This is a genomic window from uncultured Adlercreutzia sp. (assembly GCA_910585575.1).
In the GTDB taxonomy this organism is placed as follows: Bacteria; Actinomycetota; Coriobacteriia; order Coriobacteriales; family Eggerthellaceae; genus Adlercreutzia.
Genome location: CAJUFS010000006.1, coordinates 29,269 through 46,501, shown reverse-complemented (window position 1 = coordinate 46,501; position 17,233 = coordinate 29,269). Strand labels below are relative to the sequence as shown.

Genomic DNA, 17,233 nt, shown 5'->3' with positions numbered 1-17,233 from the left:
GCTGCATGCATATCATTTTCCCACGCGGTTCGTTTATGAGGAAACAGGTCGCAAGCGCGGCGTGCCACAATGGCGCAATCTGCTCGATCGCCGCCCTCGAAGCCGTTGAGTATTAATTCTAAATAGTTTAATATTAAGACGATTTCGGGGCATGCAAGAAAGGCTCTGCTATGCCAAAGCAATCCCGCGAATCACACAGCACTCGCAAAGTCATGGCGCGCCTCAACCGCGAAGGATGGATCATGCGTAACGGCAAGGGCGACCACATCAACTTCTTCAAGCCAGATGTGCCAGCGCTCATCACCATCGACACCGGCAAGAAAGAAGTGCTTCCGTCCATTTACCAAAAAATTGCGAAGCTGGCGGGCTGGCGCTAGCAACAGTGAACAGGAGGGTCACCCCATGGCGAAATATGTTTATGGCGCACTCGTTCGGCAGGAGCAAGAAGGCGGTTGGTGGGCGGAAATCCCCGATCTTCCCGGGTGTTTTGGCCAAGGCGCAACCTTCATGGAGGCTATTGAAAGCATCTCGGACAGCCTTGAAACCCATCTGGCCTCACTCGCCGACTACGGACTGCCTATCCCCGAGGCAACCTCTCTCAAAAGCGACGACGCCCGCGTTGTGTACCTCTACGCCAACACCGACGAAACGCGCCTCGGCGAGTCCTCGGTCAGCGCCGCCGAGGCAGCGCGCATGCTCAACGTCACTCCTGGGCGCGTCTCTCAGCTGATTCGCGAGAAGAAGCTCGACGGTCGACGCACACTCGATGGAACAAACGTGACTTTGACCAGCATCGAAGCCTACCAAGCCACTCGCCGCCCCGCTGGTCGCCCGCGAGTACAGGAAGCTTAGGGAGCCGCGAGGTTCCACGATTTGCGGGTTTTGTTCCCGAGCACGGGGAATTGGCTGCGGAGTCGGGCTGCCGGGCTCCAAGAGCGAGCGGTTTGGTTCCGAGCCCAGGGCAGCGGGTTCCAAGATCGGGCGATTTGGTTCCGAGCCTAGGACACCGGGTTCCAAGATCGGGCGATTTGGTTCCCGCGGCGTTGCCAAAAGCAGGCGCTTTGGCTCCCCTCGACGCCCTGAGGTTCCAGAATGGGGCAGTTTGGTTCCCCGTTCCCTGTCGAAATCGAGCAGTTTGGTTCCCCGTCGCGGCAAAACGCCAGGTCAGATTTTGCTGCGATACGCGACAAGGGAACCAAACCGGCCGTTTCTGGAACCTGAGACGCGACGGGCTGGAGGAACACGAGCGCTTTAGCCGAATACTACCAGGTATGGGGTGTTCTCGTCGTCGGCTTCCCATACCTGGATGTGCCAGCCGCGCGTCAGGGCGCCGTGCTTCTCGAAGTCGGCATCGGGCTGGATGAGACGGCTGCACTCGATGACCGGAAGGGCTGATTCGCTGTCCTCGACATCGCCTGCAGCGGCGTCACCGCTCGCTTCAGCCTCGGCTGCAGCGTCTGCGGCAGCGTCACCGCTCGTTTTAGCCTCGGTGGCAGGGTTCCCGGCGGGCTCCGTCGCCACCGCTTCCGCAAGGTTGCCGTCCGTAGGCAACTCAGATTCCTGGCCATTCGCATCCGCCGGCACGCTAGCCACAACCTCAGCCGTCAGATCGGTGCCTGCAATCGCTGCCATCACCTGCACTGCGGACACAGCCGCAGCTTCCGTGCCTTCCGACGCCTCGGCCGTCGCGGCACCCGCAGGGGCGCCGTCCGCATCCGCGGCATCCTCGACGGGGACGCCCTCGCCCGCAGCATCCGCAGCATCCGCGCCCGCAGCCTCCTCATCCGTGGCGGCCGCCTCTTGACCAGTCGCTTCGTTGGCGGCCACCACGGCGGCCACCTCGGGCACGAACTCGGTGAGCACATCGAGGAACTCCCCTACCGTCGCAAAGGGCTTGGCCTCGGCCGGCACTGTTTCGGTGTAGCCGATGCGCAAGCAGGTGTGACGACCGCTTGACCAGGGCTCGTAATACTGAGCGCCATAGCAGTCCAGGCTCCATGGGTCGACGAAGGAGCCGTTCTTCAAGCGGAAATTGCCCTCGGTCAGCCACAGGCCCGGTCGAGCTTCCTGGTGCTGGTGGCTGAACCACGCCACCGGCGTATCGAGCCCCGCCTCTTGGATCATACCGACGAACTCGGCCACATCGCTGGAGGCGCCCTGGGCGGCCACGTGATATTCAACGCCGGGATTACCGGCATACAGCTTTCTTGGTTTCATGAGATCTCATCCCCTATCTGCATAAAATGACTCAACGGGCGCGGAGGCGGCTGGACCGAAGGGGTGATTCGAAAGCCGCCTCCACATATCAGTGCCGCTGCTTACGCGGGCAGGGCATCCGCTATCAGCGCCTCCGCCTATGCGGGCAGGGCATCCGCTCTCAGCGCCGCTGCCTATTCGGGCAGGGCGTCCTCGGGAAGTTCAAGCACTTCGGCGCCGCGTCCCTCACGGGAGGAGTCGTCACTGGGTTGGCGACCCGCTCGGCCACCGGCTTGCGCGTGCGCAGCTTGATGGCGCCGGCCGGACAAGCCTGCACGCACTCGGCACAGCGCGTGCACTCGGAAAGACGCGCGCTGTGCGGGTCAAGCTCCTCGGGGCAGCTTTGCACGCACACCTTGCAGTCGATGCCATGGCTGCGCAGGCATTTCTCTTCATCCACCTGGGGCTTAAGCACCGGCGCCTTAGCGCCCACCAGGCTCATCAGCGCGCCAATGGGGCAGAACTTGTGGCACCATTTGCGGAAGAACACCACCTCTACCAACAAGATGGCGGCGAACACCAGGATGGACACCGTGGGGTCCTGCTGGAACACCGCTCGGAACAGGCACACCACCAAGGCAATGGTCAGTCCCACGGGGCATACCAAGCAGAAGACGGGGAAGCCGCAGATGGCACTGGAGATAACCGCGCCGGCGAGCACGCCGTGGCGCGAGTCGATCTGCAGGCCGTCGCGCTTGCCGCCCACCGGGGGCAGCTTGCACGAGCCGCAGGTAGAGCACGAGTGACAACCGGATGCGGCCATCGCCGGGGCGCTTGCGGCATGCGCCGCCTCCTTGGCGGCAGCCCCGGACTCGGTCGCCGCGAGGGCCGCGGACGCGTCCCTCGTCATGCCACAACCAGCGCCCTCGGCATCGCCGCACGTCTCATCCGACGTTGCACCCTCGGCGCCAGCCGCGGTCGCCTCCGGACCATGCCCGGCCATCGCCCCATGCTTCTTCTTATCGCCGCGGAACAGACGGCGCAACGGAGGCACCGGGCAGGCCCATGCGCAGAACATGCGGCCCAGCAGCGCAATGACCACCAGGGCAACCACCAGGGCAATAACCACCCGGGGAATAAACGTATGGCTGGCGAACAGCGTCTCGAGCGCACCAACGGGGCACAGGTAGGTAATGGCACCATAGCCCATGGCGGACAACGTGCCCCAGCCATTGGACAACAGCAAACCCAGCACAACGGACGCGAAGATGATCAGCACGGCGCTCCGGCGCACCTTGACAATGGTGGGGCGCTTCTTCTTGGGGGCCTTCTCCGCTGCCCTGGAAGTGGGCGCCATTGGCTCAGCAGCCCCTCCAGACGCTGTCGCAACTCCGGCTTTTGCAGCCGCCGTCGGCTCGCCACCCTCAACCACCGTCTCGGCTTCCACGACTGCAGCCGCCGTCTCCTCCGCGCACGTTTCCTTCTTCGTCATGCCCTACACCCCCAGTCTCACTTCGATGGCGCGATCGAACGAGCCGTCGAAGGTACGATTCACGTTCACCTTGCAGGCCATCACGCACTCGCCGCAGCCATTGCACAGGTCGCTGTTCACCGACGGGTGCCCGGCCTCGTCGAAGGTCAACGCCTCGAACTGACAGGAGTCGCGGCACATCTCGCACAGGCCGCGCGTGTAGGCAATGCACTTCTCGTGGTCGATCACCGCGATGCCGATTTTCTCGACCGCGGGATCGAAGGCCACCAGCGCGCCCGTCGGGCACACGTCGATGCACTTGTCGCAGAAATCGCAATAGCCCTTATGGAAGTTGAGCTTGGGCGTGCGCGCATCCAAAAAGCCCTCGGTCACCGAGACCGGTTCCACACAATGCTGGGGGCAGACCGATCGGCACTTGTCGCACTTGACGCACAGCGCCCGCAGACGCTCCTCGTCCTGGCCGCCGGGCGGTCGCAAAAGCGATCCATCCTCGGCGTAGGCGCGGGTCACCCCACCCACAGCTACCAGACCTGCCAAGGCGCAGGCGCCTACCACGAATTCCCGTCGCGTGGTCTTTTCCATGGCTTTCCTCGTCTTCCCCCGGAACGCGCTAGGCCAGCGCGTCCTCCATTTCCTTCAGCATTTCGCCGTCGGCGCGTACGAAACCGCGCGTCATCTGAGAGACGCCGCGGTAGAAGTCCGTGCGGCAACAGCCCTCGATGGCGTCGCACAGCTGGTCGATCCAGCTGGCAATATGGTCGTTGAAGAAGTCGCGCTGAACGGCGAACAGACGCATGGCCTCTGCCTCGTCGCCGGCCTCTACAGCCTCGTTGTAGCGGGCGCACAGATTGGCCACGAACTCGAAGATGAAGGCGATATGGTCCTCGGGAATGCGCAGGTTCTGGTTGGGTTCCAAGTGCTCCGCCAGCATGATGCGGTACACGTTGTCGCGCGCCTCCTGCATGATGAGGCCGTCGCGCGAGGTGAACACGCTCTCGTAAGGGCAGGCGCGATTCTCGCTCTTCGTCGTACCAGCCGCCAGGAAAGTGTGGGCGTAGTCCACCGCCAGGTCCTCGCGGGTGCCCTCGTTCACGCGATGCAACCCGTGGCGCATATTCTTAGCGCCTTCGGCCAGCAGCGGATCGAGCTCGTCGAGGTCGGAAAGATCGGTCTCGCGCAGAAACTTGATCTGGTCAAGCGTCAGCTCTTTGAAGTAGAGCGAGGACAGCAGCCGATACACGCTCTCGCGCATGGCCATGAGCTGGCCCACGTCGGCTTTTTCCATCGTCGTTGCTTCCATAACGATATCACCCCTATCGTTTCGATGATTGCCGCTTCCTGCGGCAAGATGGCCACTCGGCGCATCCCGATGCTAGAGGCTTGAAGCTGGAAGGGGAACTCTGGCGCGCAGGGCATCGCGCCAAACAGCACAAAGCGCAGGGAGAGGAGGGAGGGGTTCTCGCATCTAGCATCGGGATAAGTCGAGTGAGGGGGTTGCCGGGCCGAGGGGGGGGCCGACAAGCGCCCCGAGGGGAGGCACCGGCCTGAACCGCCGATGCCCCAGGGGGGGGGCGGGGCCGCGCCGCGAAGCCACGACCCCGAGGGGGATGCCCGAGGGCATCCCCGGAAGGCGCTACATCACACCGAAGAAGTTGAAGGGCGTGGTGAAGACCACCCACATCATCACGCGGTAGCACAGGGCGCCGATCACGGCACACACGAAGGCCACCCACGGAAGCGCCGGGCTCGCCGTCTTGGTACCCAGGGCGCCGATCACCGCGGGGACGACGCCGGCCAGCACCAGGGCGCCAACCGCGAGCATCATGCTCTCGCCCGAGAAGGCACCGGCCACGGCGGCGTAGGCCGCTGCGCCCAGGAAGCCCAGGACGCCGCACACCAGGGTGCACACACCCATGAACTTGCTGGCGGCTTCCTCGCGGCCGGCCAGAGCCCAGTACAGAGACGAGCCCATGGGCAGCGCCGTCAGCAGATAGCCCGTCGGAAGCAGCATGGTGTTCCAGGTGTCGATGGCAGCCATGATGTAGGAATGGCCGGCCATGAAGCTGAGAGCCACGCCGAAGACCATGCCGCACACCGCAGAGGCCTTGATGCCGCCGGCGATCTCGCGCTTCACGCATACCAGGTACACGATCACGGCGACGGCCAGCAGACCGATGAGCACCGCCTCGACGAAAATGCCGCTCGTGGGGTGAGACAGGGCGTTCAGCATGCGGTCCACGTGGGCCAGGTGAGCCACCGAGCACAGGCCGCCGACGACAGCCAGCACCAGGGCCACGATGGCCGGCACGAAGCCGCTGACGGAGGACTTACGGGTGAACTCGTTGATGCCCACGAACAGGAACAGGCAGCCGCCCATGGACGTAAGGAGGGTAAAGAGTGCTAGAGGCCATTGGATTTCCATCGTCTTTGTCTCCTTTAGTCGTATTGCGTAATATCGTGAGCGCCGTCGGCTCCCTCGCGCCACTCGCAGTACTTGGAGGACAGGAGGTACACCGAAGAGGGATCATTGCCGAAGTCGCGCAGCTTGTGAGCCGAGTCGGCCTTGGCGGCAATGGCCTTCGAGGCGTCGGAGTTCGGATCGTCCAGGTCGCCGTAGTAGCGGCACTGAACCGAGCAGACCTTCACGCAGTGGGGCAGCTCGCCGGCCGAGGTGAGGTGCTGGCACATGGTGCACTTCTCCACCACGTTCTCCTCGGGATTCCAGGCACGCACGCCGTAGGGGCAGGCCATCATGCAGTACTTGCAGCCGATGCACTTCTCCTTGTCCACCAGCACGATGTCCGTGTCGGGGTCACGGTAGGAAGCGCCCGTGGGGCACACGTGCACGCAGGGGGCGTCCTTGCACTGCTGGCAGTGCGTGGGCAGGTAGTACTGCTGCAGGTGCGGATACTCGCCGTAGGGGCCGCACAGCAGAAGGCGGTTCCAGCGCTCTCCCAGCGGGATGGCGTTCTCGTTCTTGCAGGCAATCTCGCAACCCTTGCAACCGGTGCAATGGTCGACGTCAACAACTAAGGCATAGCGGCTCATGCTACGTAACCTCCTTCGGTGTTATCGCAGGGCTGGGGCATCCAGGGCTGGAAGTCGGTGGCGTCGTACCACACGCCCTCGGGACGGGTCGACTTCTCTACCTGCACGTTGCAGGAGCGCAGGTTGTAGGTGCCCATAACGGGGTTGTGCGGGCCCTCGCGACGGGACAGTACGTTGTAGTTGCAGCTCGTCCACGACTTGCGGGCGTCCTGGCCCTCTTCCAGGAACTCGGGGTTCCAGAAGCGCTCCATGTAGGCGCAGCCAGGGTTGATGCCCTCGGTGACGAAGGCCTTGGCGCGGATACCGTCGGCGATGACCTCGTTCTCCTCGCAGCGCTTGGAGGTGATCTTCACCCAGTCGCCGGTCACAATGCCGCGCTCCTCGGCCGCCTTGGGGCTGATCCAAATTTCCGGCACGGGATAGGTCTCGCGCAGGTAGGGGATGTTGCGCAGCGTGGAGTGGTGGAAGTAGGGCAGACGGCCGTTGGAGATGACCAGCGGATACTTCTCGCGGATCTCGTCATCCTGGAAGTCGGCGGGCTCCACGTAGAACGGCACGGTGGAGTAGTCCACGGACGCGGGCGGCAGCTCGCCGGCCGGGTCGTCGCCGTGACGGCAGATGTACAGCAGACGGTCCATGTACATCTGGTTCTTGCGCGGGTTGTCCTCGATGTCCTCGGCCCACGTGGTGTAGTCGAGGCCCTTCCAGCCCATGCCCTGGTAGATGCCCTCTTCGTCCACAATGAGGTGCTGGTTGAGGCTCTTCTCGTAGCCCTCCCAGAACTCCTCGGCGGTCGAGTTGCGCCAGCCGTTAACGGCCTTGGTCTCTTCCCAGGTCATGCCCTTGATGGCAATGTCGGCCAGGTACTGGTCGCGCTCGCGGATGGTGTAGTACTCCTTGTCCACGTAGTACACGTTCTTCGCGTAGGGGTCGTCGTACTTGTCGGCCAGCTGCTTGAAGATGGTGCCGTAGATGAGACGGTCATCGACGTGCTCGTAGGTCAGGGCGCAGGCCACGATGAAGCCGTTGCAGTCGCCGTGAGCGCCGGGAGCGTAGTCCATCTCGAGCCACTCGGTGGCCGGCAGGATCAGGTCGGCGGCCTCGAAGGTGAACGAGGTGGGATACATGTAGGTGTGGCTGATGAAGTCGAGCTTCGGGAAGGCCTTGATCCAGGACGAAGAGTCGGCCAGGGTGACCATCTTGTTGCCGGAGCGCTCGTACCACACGCGGGGCTGATAGGGCTCGCCGGTCATGATGGCGTCGTACACGGCCGGAATCTGAGAGTGCTTCCAGTCGCCCAGGCCCTTGTGCTCGATGTAGCCGAGACGCTCGACCACAGCGGGCAGCTCGATGTAGGGGCCGCGCGGGTTGCCGTCGTCGTCGACGTTCGGGTTGAAGTAGCCACGGCCGTCGTAGCTCATGGAGTAGGTGAAGCGGCCACGCTCGCGACCGGTCTCGTACTCGCCGCGGAAACGGCCGCCGGAGGCGTTGGCGCCCGGCTGCTGGGTGGTGCCCTTCAGCTGGTTGATCAGCGTGGTGCACATAGCGGCCTCAGCGGACTGGATGTTCTGGTCGTGGGACACGCCGTTGCCCACGCCGCCGAACTTCGTGGACTCGGCGATCCACTTGGCGGCAGTCTCGAGCAGCTCGGCGTCGACCCAGCAGATCTCCGCGGCCTTCTCGAGGGTCATGTCGGCCACCGACTCCATGAGGAGCTGGCCGGCGGTCTTGCAGGTGCGCTTGGTGCCGTCGGCGTACTCCACCTCAACGGTGCCGAACAGCTGCGGGTTGTAGTCCTTCTCGTTGTCGGGGCCCATGGCGAAGGCGCGGGACACCTTGCCGGTCTTCTCGTCGAAGTACACGTAGGTCTCGCCGCGGGACATGTCCAGACCCTTCACCTGGCTGGCACGCAGCAGCTGGCCCAGCTCCTTGCCGGCGCCATAGGGGCAGGTGGACTCGTCGGTCACGTCCACCAGGAACGGCAGGTTCGACCATTCCTTCAGGAACTTCTCGTCGTAGGACTTGGTCTGGAAGATGTAGTTGATCCAGTACATCATGGCCGCCACGTCTGTACCGCCACGGATGGGGATCCACAGATCGGCGCGGGCGGAGTCGTGGGTGAAGCGCGGGTCGACGTTGATGAACTTGCAGCCGCGATCGCGCAGCTCGTTCCAGTAGCGGGCCGTAATGGTGGACGAGGAGGCCGCACCGCCGCCGCCCATCTGCACGAATACGTCGAGCTCCCAGTTCGGGTTGAAGCAGCCGATGCACTGCTGGTCGCCGATGGAGGTGAAGCCCAGCCAACCGTCCATCTGCTTCTGGATAAAGGTACGAGGCATAGCGCACTGAGCGGCGCCGGGCTCGTACACGTTGCCGGCTCCCCAGTAGTCGCGGAAGGCGATGGAGTCGATGATGCGGGGGTTGCCACCGCCACCGGTGGTCTCCAGCAGGCCGTTGCGGCCGTACTTGTCGCGCATGTCGGCCATGGCCTTGGCGATCATGTCGATGGCCTCATCCCAGGAAATGCGCTCCCAGGTGTTGTCCACGCCGCGCTCGCCAACGCGCTTCATGGGGTACTTGGTGCGGTTCGGGTGATAGAGCGCCTGAATGGCCGACTGGCCCTTGGCGCACATGCCGCCCGCGGAGAAAATGTCGTCGGGGTTGCCCTCCAACTTGATGACGCGCCCGTTCTTGATGTGGGCGATGACGCCGCAAGCGCGCGGGCACGAGCGGCAGAACGTCTTCTGCTTGATGACCTCGTCTTCTGCGAAGGCCTTTTCCGTTTCGAGGAGGTTGCCCTCGACACCCAGGCCGACGGCAGTGGCAGCAGCGGCGGCCGTAGCCAGCTTCGTGAAGGTACGGCGCGTCATTTCAGCAAATGCCATGAGTTCCTCTCCTTTCCTTTAAGACAAGAGCACGCGGCTCTTCTTCCCTTGGTTCGACTTGGCGGGTTTACTCCCAAGTCATCGTTGAAAGCACCTCCATCCCCCCAGCCGTTGTCTTCCAGCCGTTCTCCCAAGTCAGTGCTCCTGCTTGGTCGAGCTTGCCAATATAGGCACTGGGCTGCATATGCATAACGCCCGTCCGGGGGTCTCTCTCCAGCCCCGGATCGTTCGCCATGAACGTGGTGATCTCCTGCAGCGAGCGCGGCGTTTCGCAGAACTCGAGCAGGCGTGCGCAAGAGGCGTGACGGGAAACCGCCTGGGTTTCCAGCATGGCGCGGGTGCGGTCAACCGGATTGAAGCGGCTGAGCGCCTCGGCGCCGGCGTCGGTGAGGCGGTAGTGCCACTCGACGGCCAGCTCGGCAATCTCCTCTTCGGGAGCACCCAGCTCGCGCAGTTCGTCGCGCATCTCGTCGGTAATGAGAACGCCCTCGCAGTCGTACTCCAGCTCCTCGATGGCGCCGGTGCGCTGCATGAACAACAGATACTTGCTTGCAGAGTGATAGCCGTCGGCAAACTGCTTGTGGCCCTCGAGAAACGCCTCGGTCTCTTCCTCGGTGCGCTCCTCGCGGCAGAACTCCAGCAGATCGCCGAGGATCTCCTTCTGGTTGTTCTTGCGGCCGAGGCACTCCACCGTGGCATCGACGCGGGCCTCGAAGTCCATCTCGGTCAGCTTCGCCTTCCAGTCCTGGGGACGGGCGGCGGCGCGCATGGCCTCTTCGCGCTCCAGCTCTTCGGGATCCTTCTTCTTCCCGTCGCGCTCGTCGGACATATCGGCGCCGATCTGGCTGGCCAGCATGCCGCCGAACTCAAACTGGGCCGGATCGATTTCCTGCCCGGCGGCCATAGCGGCGAGCGCTTGCGCGCTCATAGCGGAGGTGGGCAGAGCGCTCGCGGGCGCCACTGCGTCTACAGAAGTATCTGTAGCGCGCGCGGTATCAGCGCTTGCCGCAGCCATCTCCTTCTCCTCAATGCGTTCCATATTCCTAGACCCCTTCAATCGAATCGAACGACAAGGAGAAGTTTGCCAACTCGTTGAAATCCTGTATTCCCCAGGTGGTGGGGAAAGCCGTTTTACCCCCTCATTCCCCATCGATTGGGGAGGTTTTTGGGGAGGTTGGGGAAAATTGAGGAGATTTTCCTGCTGGCGCAGCGCAAAGCGGTTAGGGATAATAGGGAAGCAAGGAGAGGGACAAGGGAGAGGTTATGGAGCAAGCAACGCGTCGTTTCAAACCAACGCGCCAACAGATCATCGCGATTATCGGCATGGCCATGGTGTGGCCCTCTATCCATAATCAGCTGCTCTACCCTATTACGTTCTCATTCCATAAAGACGGCGCTTTTTCCAGCTATCTCTGCTGGCTCGCCTATTCGGCAGTTCTGCTCGTAGCCACCTTGGGCCTGTTCTGGGCCGGACGAAAGGGGAAGGCCGAGCGCGTGCTGTCCAATCGCGCCGTCATGATAGGAGTCAGCTGCGTGGGCAGCATCGGCATTGGATGCTTGGTTCTGTGCGACTTCAACAGCGACCTGGCGTGGCTCCTTATGGGCCTGGGGATTGGCTTCTCGGCTGTGTTCGTGCCCATTATGTTCGCGTTCTGGAGCCTGCAGCTGGTGTACGCCAGCCAGAAGCGGGCGGCCTACGACCTTCTGCTTTCCTATCTGCTTTTCTGCATTATTACAGCCCTGCGACTCGGGCTAGGACTGCACGCCTGGATGTTCTCCATTGCCTACCCGCTGGTGTCGGCCGTGCTGGTATACCTCGTCTTGCAGCACCCCACTAAGAGCCGCTTCGCCAGCGGCCCCACGCGCTTCTCGGAGATGCCGCTGAACCTGATCGTCCCATCCGTGCTGCTGGTGTATCTGGCCACGGCCAGCCGCTGCATGGTGAATCCCCTCAGCGCCACCCAGGACTATCCGCCCGACACTCGGGTGCTCATTTACGTATATCTGGGGCTGCTGGCCGTCGTGCTTGCCATCCTGTATCGCCCGCGCGGCAAGCTGCGCAACTCCGCCAATATGCTGGCTTTCGCCATTGTGGTTATCACCCTTATCGGTGCGGTGCTGCTGACGGGCATGGGCATGCTGGGGTCCCAAAGTCTGGGAAACTTCCCCACCATCGCCGGACTTAACTTCATCGAGGTATTCATCTGGCTTTTGGTGCTGAGCAACGCCCAGTCCAAGCACACGGGCATTGTGCAAGCCTCGGCGGCCTACCTCATTTTGGTGGTGGGAGTGAGCCATCTTGTCAGCGTGCTCTACATTGGCAGCCGCGACTTGCTCAGCCTGGAAATCGACGTGCTGCCCATCCTCATCACCACGGTGGTGCTGGCCTTTTTGGCGGTCTCTATCGTCATCGCCGTTATGGCGGCCATGCTGTTCAAGAGCACGCGCCATCCTGCGGCCGTGTTTCCGACGGTGGTTGCGAAGCAGTCGCGTCCGCCCGCAGCCCCGGCTGTTTCCGGCGCGGCCCCCGCGGCGTCAGGCGAAGCGGTCGCCTTCGCCGCCCCCGTGGCCCACGCCGCCGCTGCCGGGTCGCCGCTGACTGCCGCCGAGGACGCCGGTGCCCCTACGGCTAGCTCGGACGCCGCGTCTGCAGCGCCCGTGGCACCCGTGGCGCCCCCGCCCTGCATGACCATGGCCGCCGACGAGGCCGCCTATCGGCGCATCCAGGAAACCTTCCGCCTCTCGCGTCGCGAGACGGACACGCTGCGTCTGGCAGCCCGCAACAAGAGCGCCAAGGAGATCGCCGAGGACCTGTTCGTAGCCGAGAGCACCGTGAACTCGCACATCAAGGGCATCTACCGCAAATGCGACGTCCACTCTCGCCAAGAGCTCATCGCGCTCGTCAATCGCTTCAAAAAGGAAGAGACGCTGTAGGACGCATTTCGGCTCCTTTCAGCGCCGCAAGGTTCGAGAAAGATTGCTCGAAGCCCGGTCCAAGCGCCACGACGCCCGAGCAGGGCGGCTAAGGCCCGAGAAAGGTGGTGCAGGGTTCCAGGCCGGGGTGGTTTGGTTCCCCAGCACCATCAAGATCGGGTGGTTTGGGTCCCGCGGCGTGGCCAAAACCGGGTGGTTTGGGTCCCGCAGGGTCAAAAGGCTCCAAAACCGGCCGGTTTGGTTCCCGCGGCGTGGCCAAAACCGGCCGCTTCGGTCCCTCTCGGTGCCGCTAGGTTCCAGAACGGGGCGGTTTGGTTCCCCTTCTCGCACCAAAAGCGGGCGGTTTGGTTCCCTGCTACAGCGAAACCGCAGGTCAGGTTTTCAGGCTGCGCCAGACACGGGAACCAAACCAGCCGTTTTTGGAACCTGGCTAGCAAGTTCAGCTGCGCGGCGGCTCACCGGATCGCCGCTACGCACACTTGGGCGACATCCTCTGGACGCAAAACGACCCTGCCGGGTTGCCCTGGCAGGGTCGTTAACAGTCATGGTCGGGATGACAGGATTTGCACCTCCGGCGTGCGTAGGAACTGCCCAGTGGGCAGTTCCGAAGCTAACCTGCGCGCAGGCTCAAATCCTCTGGACGCAAAACGACCCTGCCGGGTTGCCCTGGCAGGGTCGTTAACAGTCGTGGTCGGGATGACAGGATTTGAACCTGCGGCCTCTGCGTCCCGAACGCAGCGCTCTACCAAGCTGAGCCACATCCCGAAGTGTGCCCTTGCGGACAGCGAACGCTATGATACCACATACGCCGACACGGGCAAGAGAAAACTCGCGAACTATTCGCAAAGCAAGGAGGGCGCCCACTCGGGCGGTGCTCCCCCTCGCATATCGCTTAAAGCCTACCTGCCCGGTGGCTTGGGGGCTGTCGACTGGGCCGTCAACGTCTCACTCGTCCATATCGACCCGGCCGCCAGCATCTCACTTGCCCTGAAAGACTGAGGGGCTCCATCTTGCTCCCCCTTGGCAAGCCCGCCGCCTTACTCTTCCTTGGCAGCCTTACGGGCGGCTTCCTTCTCGGCCAGGTAGGCCTTGGGGACCACCTTCACCACGATGACGCCGTCGCTGATGGTATCGCCCTCGCCGTCATAGGCGGCCACATCCCAGTACAGCTTGTAGCCTACCTTGCTGGAAGGCTTGCGCTCAGTGAGCTTCGCCACGCCGTGAGCCACATCTCCCAGCTTGCCGCTCTTCTTGTGTCGGATGGTCACCTCGACGCCAAAGGGCTGCTCGGTTTCCAGGTCGCACACCAGCTCGCCGCCGGCCGAGGCCACCGATTCCAACAGCGCAATGGTCGCGCCGCCATGAAGAAAGCCGAAGGGCTGCAGCAGATCCTCGGTGATGGGCATATCGGCTGCCACCAGGCCCTTCTCCACCGTCGTGAAATGAACGCCCAGCGTGTGATTCAAGCCGTGGGTCTCGCGCTTCTGCGCCACTTCCAGGGCCGCCCCCGTCAGTTCCGTCTCTGCCATCAATGACTCCCTTTCTTCGTTGCCGTCGCGTCGTCCGGCGCCGTCGTGGCACCCCGCGCTCTGGGCGCCGCACCAATCGCTGTCACTGCGCCATCCTTCGCTGCTACGCCGCCCGCGGCCGTCGCGTCATCCAGGACGCTGGCCGCCTCAGCCTGGGCCGACTGCGCCTCGGCCTGGGCCTTCGCTGCCCGCGCACTGGCGCGCTCGGCCTCGGCCTGAGCCTTGGCCGCGGCCGCTGCGGCCATCTGGCTTTGAACGCTAGCGGCTTCCGCAGCTTCCACCTTGGCCGTAGCCTCGGTTTTCGGCGGCAGGCTGGCATCCAGCTGCTGCGCCTGGCTCTTCAGGTCCTTGCGCTCTTTGGGCACGAAGGCCTTCATGCGCTGAATAACAAACGCGCCTACCAGGAACGGCAACCAGAACACGATGCCGCGGTAGACCATCACTACCGCCAAGCCCGTGCCAGCGCCAATGCCGAACAGGGAGAACGCCACGGTTACCGCAGCCTCCACCACACCGACACCCTGGGGCACAAACGAGATCATAGCAAACAGCGTCGCTACCACGTACCCGCAAATCAGCGCTTCTGGGTGATGGACGCCGAAGGCGTAGCCCACCAGCACAAAGCAGCCCATTTCACAGACGCTGGACAGCGTGGTCCACAGAAACGATTGCACGGTTTTGCGCGGGTTCTTCGTGATGAGGTGAGCCGCGCTGGAGAAGTTGTGGATGGTGCGCTCGACAGCATCGTCCACGGGGCCCTTCTTGAACTTCGCCAGAATTTTATCGGCCAGCTTCACGAAGGGATGCAGCACCTTCAGCACCAGATTGGGCTTGAGGCCGCCCACAGTAATGAGCAGCACCAAACCGCCCACCAGGGCAATGGCCACGGCGCCCACGGCCAGCCAGCCGGGCTGCAAGCCCACGGTCAGGGAAAGCACACCGAAGGTAACGAGCATGATAATGACGAAGCCCGTGTCGATGGACAGCTGCATGAGCAGGGCCGCTGTGGTGCCCTTGCCCGCCTGCATGCCGTTCTTCGTGGCCGTGGCCATAACCAGCGATGTGCCGGCCAGGTTCATGGACGGCGCCACCGTGTTCATGAAGAAGGTGCCAAATACCAGCGAGAGCCCTGTCGAGTAGCTGATATGGCCGTTAACGGTGTTGAAGCAAGCCTGAAACCCGCGGCCCTGGGCCAGGTACTTGCACACCTGCGCCACCACCGCCGCAATGATGAGGGCCGGAATGCCCTGCTTGATGGTATCGATAAGCTTGACGAGGGAATCCCCCGAGAAGAATATGAACGCCAGCACAATGATGACGACGATGCCAATCATGATTTTCTGCAAATTGCCGCGCATGCCGGCCACCTCCGTTTTTCGTGGGAGCGACCGGGCGGCGGGTGCACTCGATTACGCGTCCGTGTCGCGCTCTAGGGGCAGCATACCTTGTTCGTGGGCCTTCTTACTCAGCGTTACGCCTTCTTCGGCCTGCTGTTCCCAACCTGTTTTCGTACGTAAATCTTGCCGCGCGCCACGGCGAGCCTGACGGCGCTGCTCCAAACGGGCGCGAAAGGCGTCGATACGCTTGCGGGCATGGCTCAGAGCGTCGTTGGCGTAGCGCTCCAGCGAACCAAGCGAGAAAGGACGGTCAAAGGCCGCGCGTTTGATGAACAGCCAAATGGCCAGCAGAATGCCGGCGATGCCCACATGAATAGTGCCCTGGAATAGAAACTCGCTGCCCGCTATGAGCACCAGCAGGCACAGCGTGAAGGCCCACGCGGTGCGGAAGCGCAGAATAAGCCCGACGGCGCATACCAGAAGCAGCATGGAGCCCACAATAAGCGGCGCGCCCACGAAGATGCTGCTCATATCGATCCACGAGGTGAGCATGGTATACGGGGCGAAGCTGCTGGGCATAAACGACAGGCCGATGTTCACGAGGCCCACCAAAGCCACCAAAGTGCCCGAGATCCAACCGATGTCCTTGTGCTTCTGCTCCTCGGACGCCGTTTTCTTCGAAGCGAAGAAGCCGGACTGCGACAGCAGCACGGCGCCGATGCAGAAGGGCACCCAGAACATGATGCCGCGATACACCAGCGCGATGGCCGTAGCCGTGGCCAGCGAGCAGCCCGAAGCCGTAAGGATGGCCGCAATGGCCGCCTCCACCACGCCGATACCCTGGGGCGTGGGGCTCAAGATAACCGAGATGGCCGCCACGGCGAAGGCCGCCACCAGCGGCGCCACCGACTCGAAGCCGAAGGCAAACCCGATGGCCACCAGCGTCATCATGTTGAGAATGGCCGACAGCGAGGCGTAGGCCACGGTAATGAGCGTGCCCTGGGGGTTGTGGGCCAGGATGTTCGCCGTGCTCTGGAACGAGTGGGCCATCTTGCGGCCCCAGCCCCTCGGCAGCGCCTTGTGCACCACGCCGATGATCTTGTCGAGCACCTTCTGCAGCCCCATGAAAAAGCGGTAGAGCAGGCGCGGCTTCTTGTACCCGATGACAAACAGGCTCGACAGCGCCAGCAACGTGCCCGCCAGCACAATGGCGCCCGCAACGAACAAGAAGTTCACCTGACCGGCAATGAGCATGGTAAGGAAGCCGATGGCCGAGATGACGAAGATGGCGGCGAAGTAGCCGATCTGCGAGAGGATGGCGCCGCCTGTGGACTGCCCCGCATCGCAGCCCTCGCGGTGGGCGTCGTCGATGATGAAGGCCACTCCCGTAGCGCCCGAGAACAGGCAGAACGTGTTGATGAATACGAGCGAGAAGATGAGGATGACGTTGTGCCAGAACCCCGTGCGATGACCCACGGCGTCGAAGGCCGCGTCGTAGGAGGCCGCCTGTACCAAGTGACGCGCCAGCATGAGAATGACGGCCAACACCAGGGGCACCAACGCGCCTGTGCGCAGGGTGTCGACGAAAGAGGCCAGATAGTCGGCGTTGCCGATAAGGAAGCACGCGGCGACGATGCCCAATATAAGCAGGAGAGCCTTCTTCAAGGGGCATCCTTTCCGCGCAAGCGCCCGCAGGCGGCATACTGACAACCCGCCTATTATACAACGGGACGCGCCCGCTCTCACGGACGCGTCCCGAAGGCGGCGCGCAGCACCGTGCCGTCCAAGGAGCTGCCGCGCACCTACAGCGCG

The 17,233-nt window shown here is 63.2% G+C and carries 14 protein-coding genes and 1 tRNA gene; 3 read left to right on the top strand and 12 right to left on the bottom strand.

Annotated elements, in window-relative coordinates:
• Nucleotides 1-170 precede the first annotated feature (170 nt).
• Both QZ307_RS01415 and QZ307_RS01410 read left to right on the top strand, forming a co-directional pair.
• Complete coding sequence (locus QZ307_RS01415; protein ID WP_295994702.1) at nucleotides 171-377, top strand: type II toxin-antitoxin system HicA family toxin; 207 nt, start codon at nucleotides 171-173, stop codon at nucleotides 375-377.
• Nucleotides 286-852 (top strand): type II toxin-antitoxin system HicB family antitoxin, encoded by a 567-nt coding sequence (locus tag QZ307_RS01410; RefSeq protein WP_366778677.1) that lies wholly within the window; start codon nucleotides 286-288, stop codon nucleotides 850-852. The genes QZ307_RS01415 and QZ307_RS01410 overlap by 92 nt, the downstream gene beginning before the upstream one ends.
• 399 nt (nucleotides 853-1,251) lie before the next feature.
• On the opposite strand, the gene QZ307_RS01405 is transcribed toward QZ307_RS01410, so the two are convergent.
• The 8 genes from QZ307_RS01405 to QZ307_RS01370 all read right to left on the bottom strand — a co-directional run bounded on the left by QZ307_RS01405 (nucleotide 1,252) and on the right by QZ307_RS01370 (nucleotide 10,660).
• On the bottom strand, nucleotides 1,252-2,217 hold the full coding sequence (locus QZ307_RS01405) for a hypothetical protein (protein WP_295994698.1): 966 nt from the start codon (nucleotides 2,215-2,217) through the stop codon (nucleotides 1,252-1,254).
• 160 nt (nucleotides 2,218-2,377) lie between these two features.
• Nucleotides 2,378-3,688: a 4Fe-4S binding protein gene (locus QZ307_RS01400; protein ID WP_295994695.1), complete on the bottom strand. Its 1,311-nt coding sequence runs from the start codon at nucleotides 3,686-3,688 to the stop codon at nucleotides 2,378-2,380.
• Between the two features lie 3 nt (nucleotides 3,689-3,691).
• Nucleotides 3,692-4,270, bottom strand: coding sequence for a 4Fe-4S dicluster domain-containing protein (locus tag QZ307_RS01395; protein WP_295994693.1), 579 nt, complete (start codon nucleotides 4,268-4,270; stop codon nucleotides 3,692-3,694).
• A gap of 28 nt (nucleotides 4,271-4,298) precedes the next feature.
• Nucleotides 4,299-4,973, bottom strand: coding sequence for a molecular chaperone (locus QZ307_RS01390; RefSeq protein ID WP_295994689.1), 675 nt, complete (start codon nucleotides 4,971-4,973; stop codon nucleotides 4,299-4,301).
• A 348-nt stretch (nucleotides 4,974-5,321) separates the two neighbouring features.
• Nucleotides 5,322-6,110, bottom strand: coding sequence for a DmsC/YnfH family molybdoenzyme membrane anchor subunit (locus QZ307_RS01385; protein ID WP_295994686.1), 789 nt, complete (start codon nucleotides 6,108-6,110; stop codon nucleotides 5,322-5,324).
• Between the two features lie 14 nt (nucleotides 6,111-6,124).
• Nucleotides 6,125-6,736, bottom strand: coding sequence for a 4Fe-4S dicluster domain-containing protein (locus tag QZ307_RS01380; RefSeq protein ID WP_295994685.1), 612 nt, complete (start codon nucleotides 6,734-6,736; stop codon nucleotides 6,125-6,127).
• Complete coding sequence (locus tag QZ307_RS01375) at nucleotides 6,733-9,621, bottom strand: molybdopterin-dependent oxidoreductase (RefSeq protein ID WP_295994682.1); 2,889 nt, start codon at nucleotides 9,619-9,621, stop codon at nucleotides 6,733-6,735. Before QZ307_RS01375 ends, QZ307_RS01380 begins: the two co-directional genes overlap by 4 nt.
• Before the next feature lie 67 nt (nucleotides 9,622-9,688).
• Nucleotides 9,689-10,660 carry a hypothetical protein gene (locus QZ307_RS01370; RefSeq protein WP_295994680.1) on the bottom strand — a complete coding sequence of 324 codons (972 nt, stop codon included), beginning with the start codon at nucleotides 10,658-10,660 and terminating at the stop codon, nucleotides 9,689-9,691.
• Nucleotides 10,661-10,884: 224 nt separating this feature from the next.
• Here QZ307_RS01370 and QZ307_RS01365 point away from each other — a divergent pair, with 224 nt between their 5' ends.
• The gene (locus QZ307_RS01365) at nucleotides 10,885-12,555 is read left to right on the top strand and encodes a LuxR C-terminal-related transcriptional regulator (protein WP_295994677.1); all 1,671 of its coding nucleotides are present in this window, start codon (nucleotides 10,885-10,887) and stop codon (nucleotides 12,553-12,555) included.
• A gap of 688 nt (nucleotides 12,556-13,243) precedes the next feature.
• Here QZ307_RS01365 and QZ307_RS01360 read toward each other — a convergent pair.
• The 4 genes from QZ307_RS01360 to QZ307_RS01345 all read right to left on the bottom strand — a co-directional run bounded on the left by QZ307_RS01360 (nucleotide 13,244) and on the right by QZ307_RS01345 (nucleotide 17,086).
• Nucleotides 13,244-13,320: transfer RNA gene (locus tag QZ307_RS01360), tRNA-Pro, on the bottom strand.
• 272 nt (nucleotides 13,321-13,592) lie between these two features.
• Nucleotides 13,593-14,084 (bottom strand): PaaI family thioesterase, encoded by a 492-nt coding sequence (locus QZ307_RS01355; protein WP_295994674.1) that lies wholly within the window; start codon nucleotides 14,082-14,084, stop codon nucleotides 13,593-13,595.
• Nucleotides 14,084-15,442 (bottom strand): lysylphosphatidylglycerol synthase transmembrane domain-containing protein, encoded by a 1,359-nt coding sequence (locus QZ307_RS01350; protein WP_295994671.1) that lies wholly within the window; start codon nucleotides 15,440-15,442, stop codon nucleotides 14,084-14,086. Before QZ307_RS01350 ends, QZ307_RS01355 begins: the two co-directional genes overlap by 1 nt.
• 51 nt (nucleotides 15,443-15,493) lie before the next feature.
• A complete protein-coding gene (locus QZ307_RS01345; RefSeq protein WP_295994668.1) occupies nucleotides 15,494-17,086 on the bottom strand; it encodes a lysylphosphatidylglycerol synthase domain-containing protein in 1,593 nt (530 codons plus the stop codon).
• Nucleotides 17,087-17,233 lie beyond the last annotated feature (147 nt).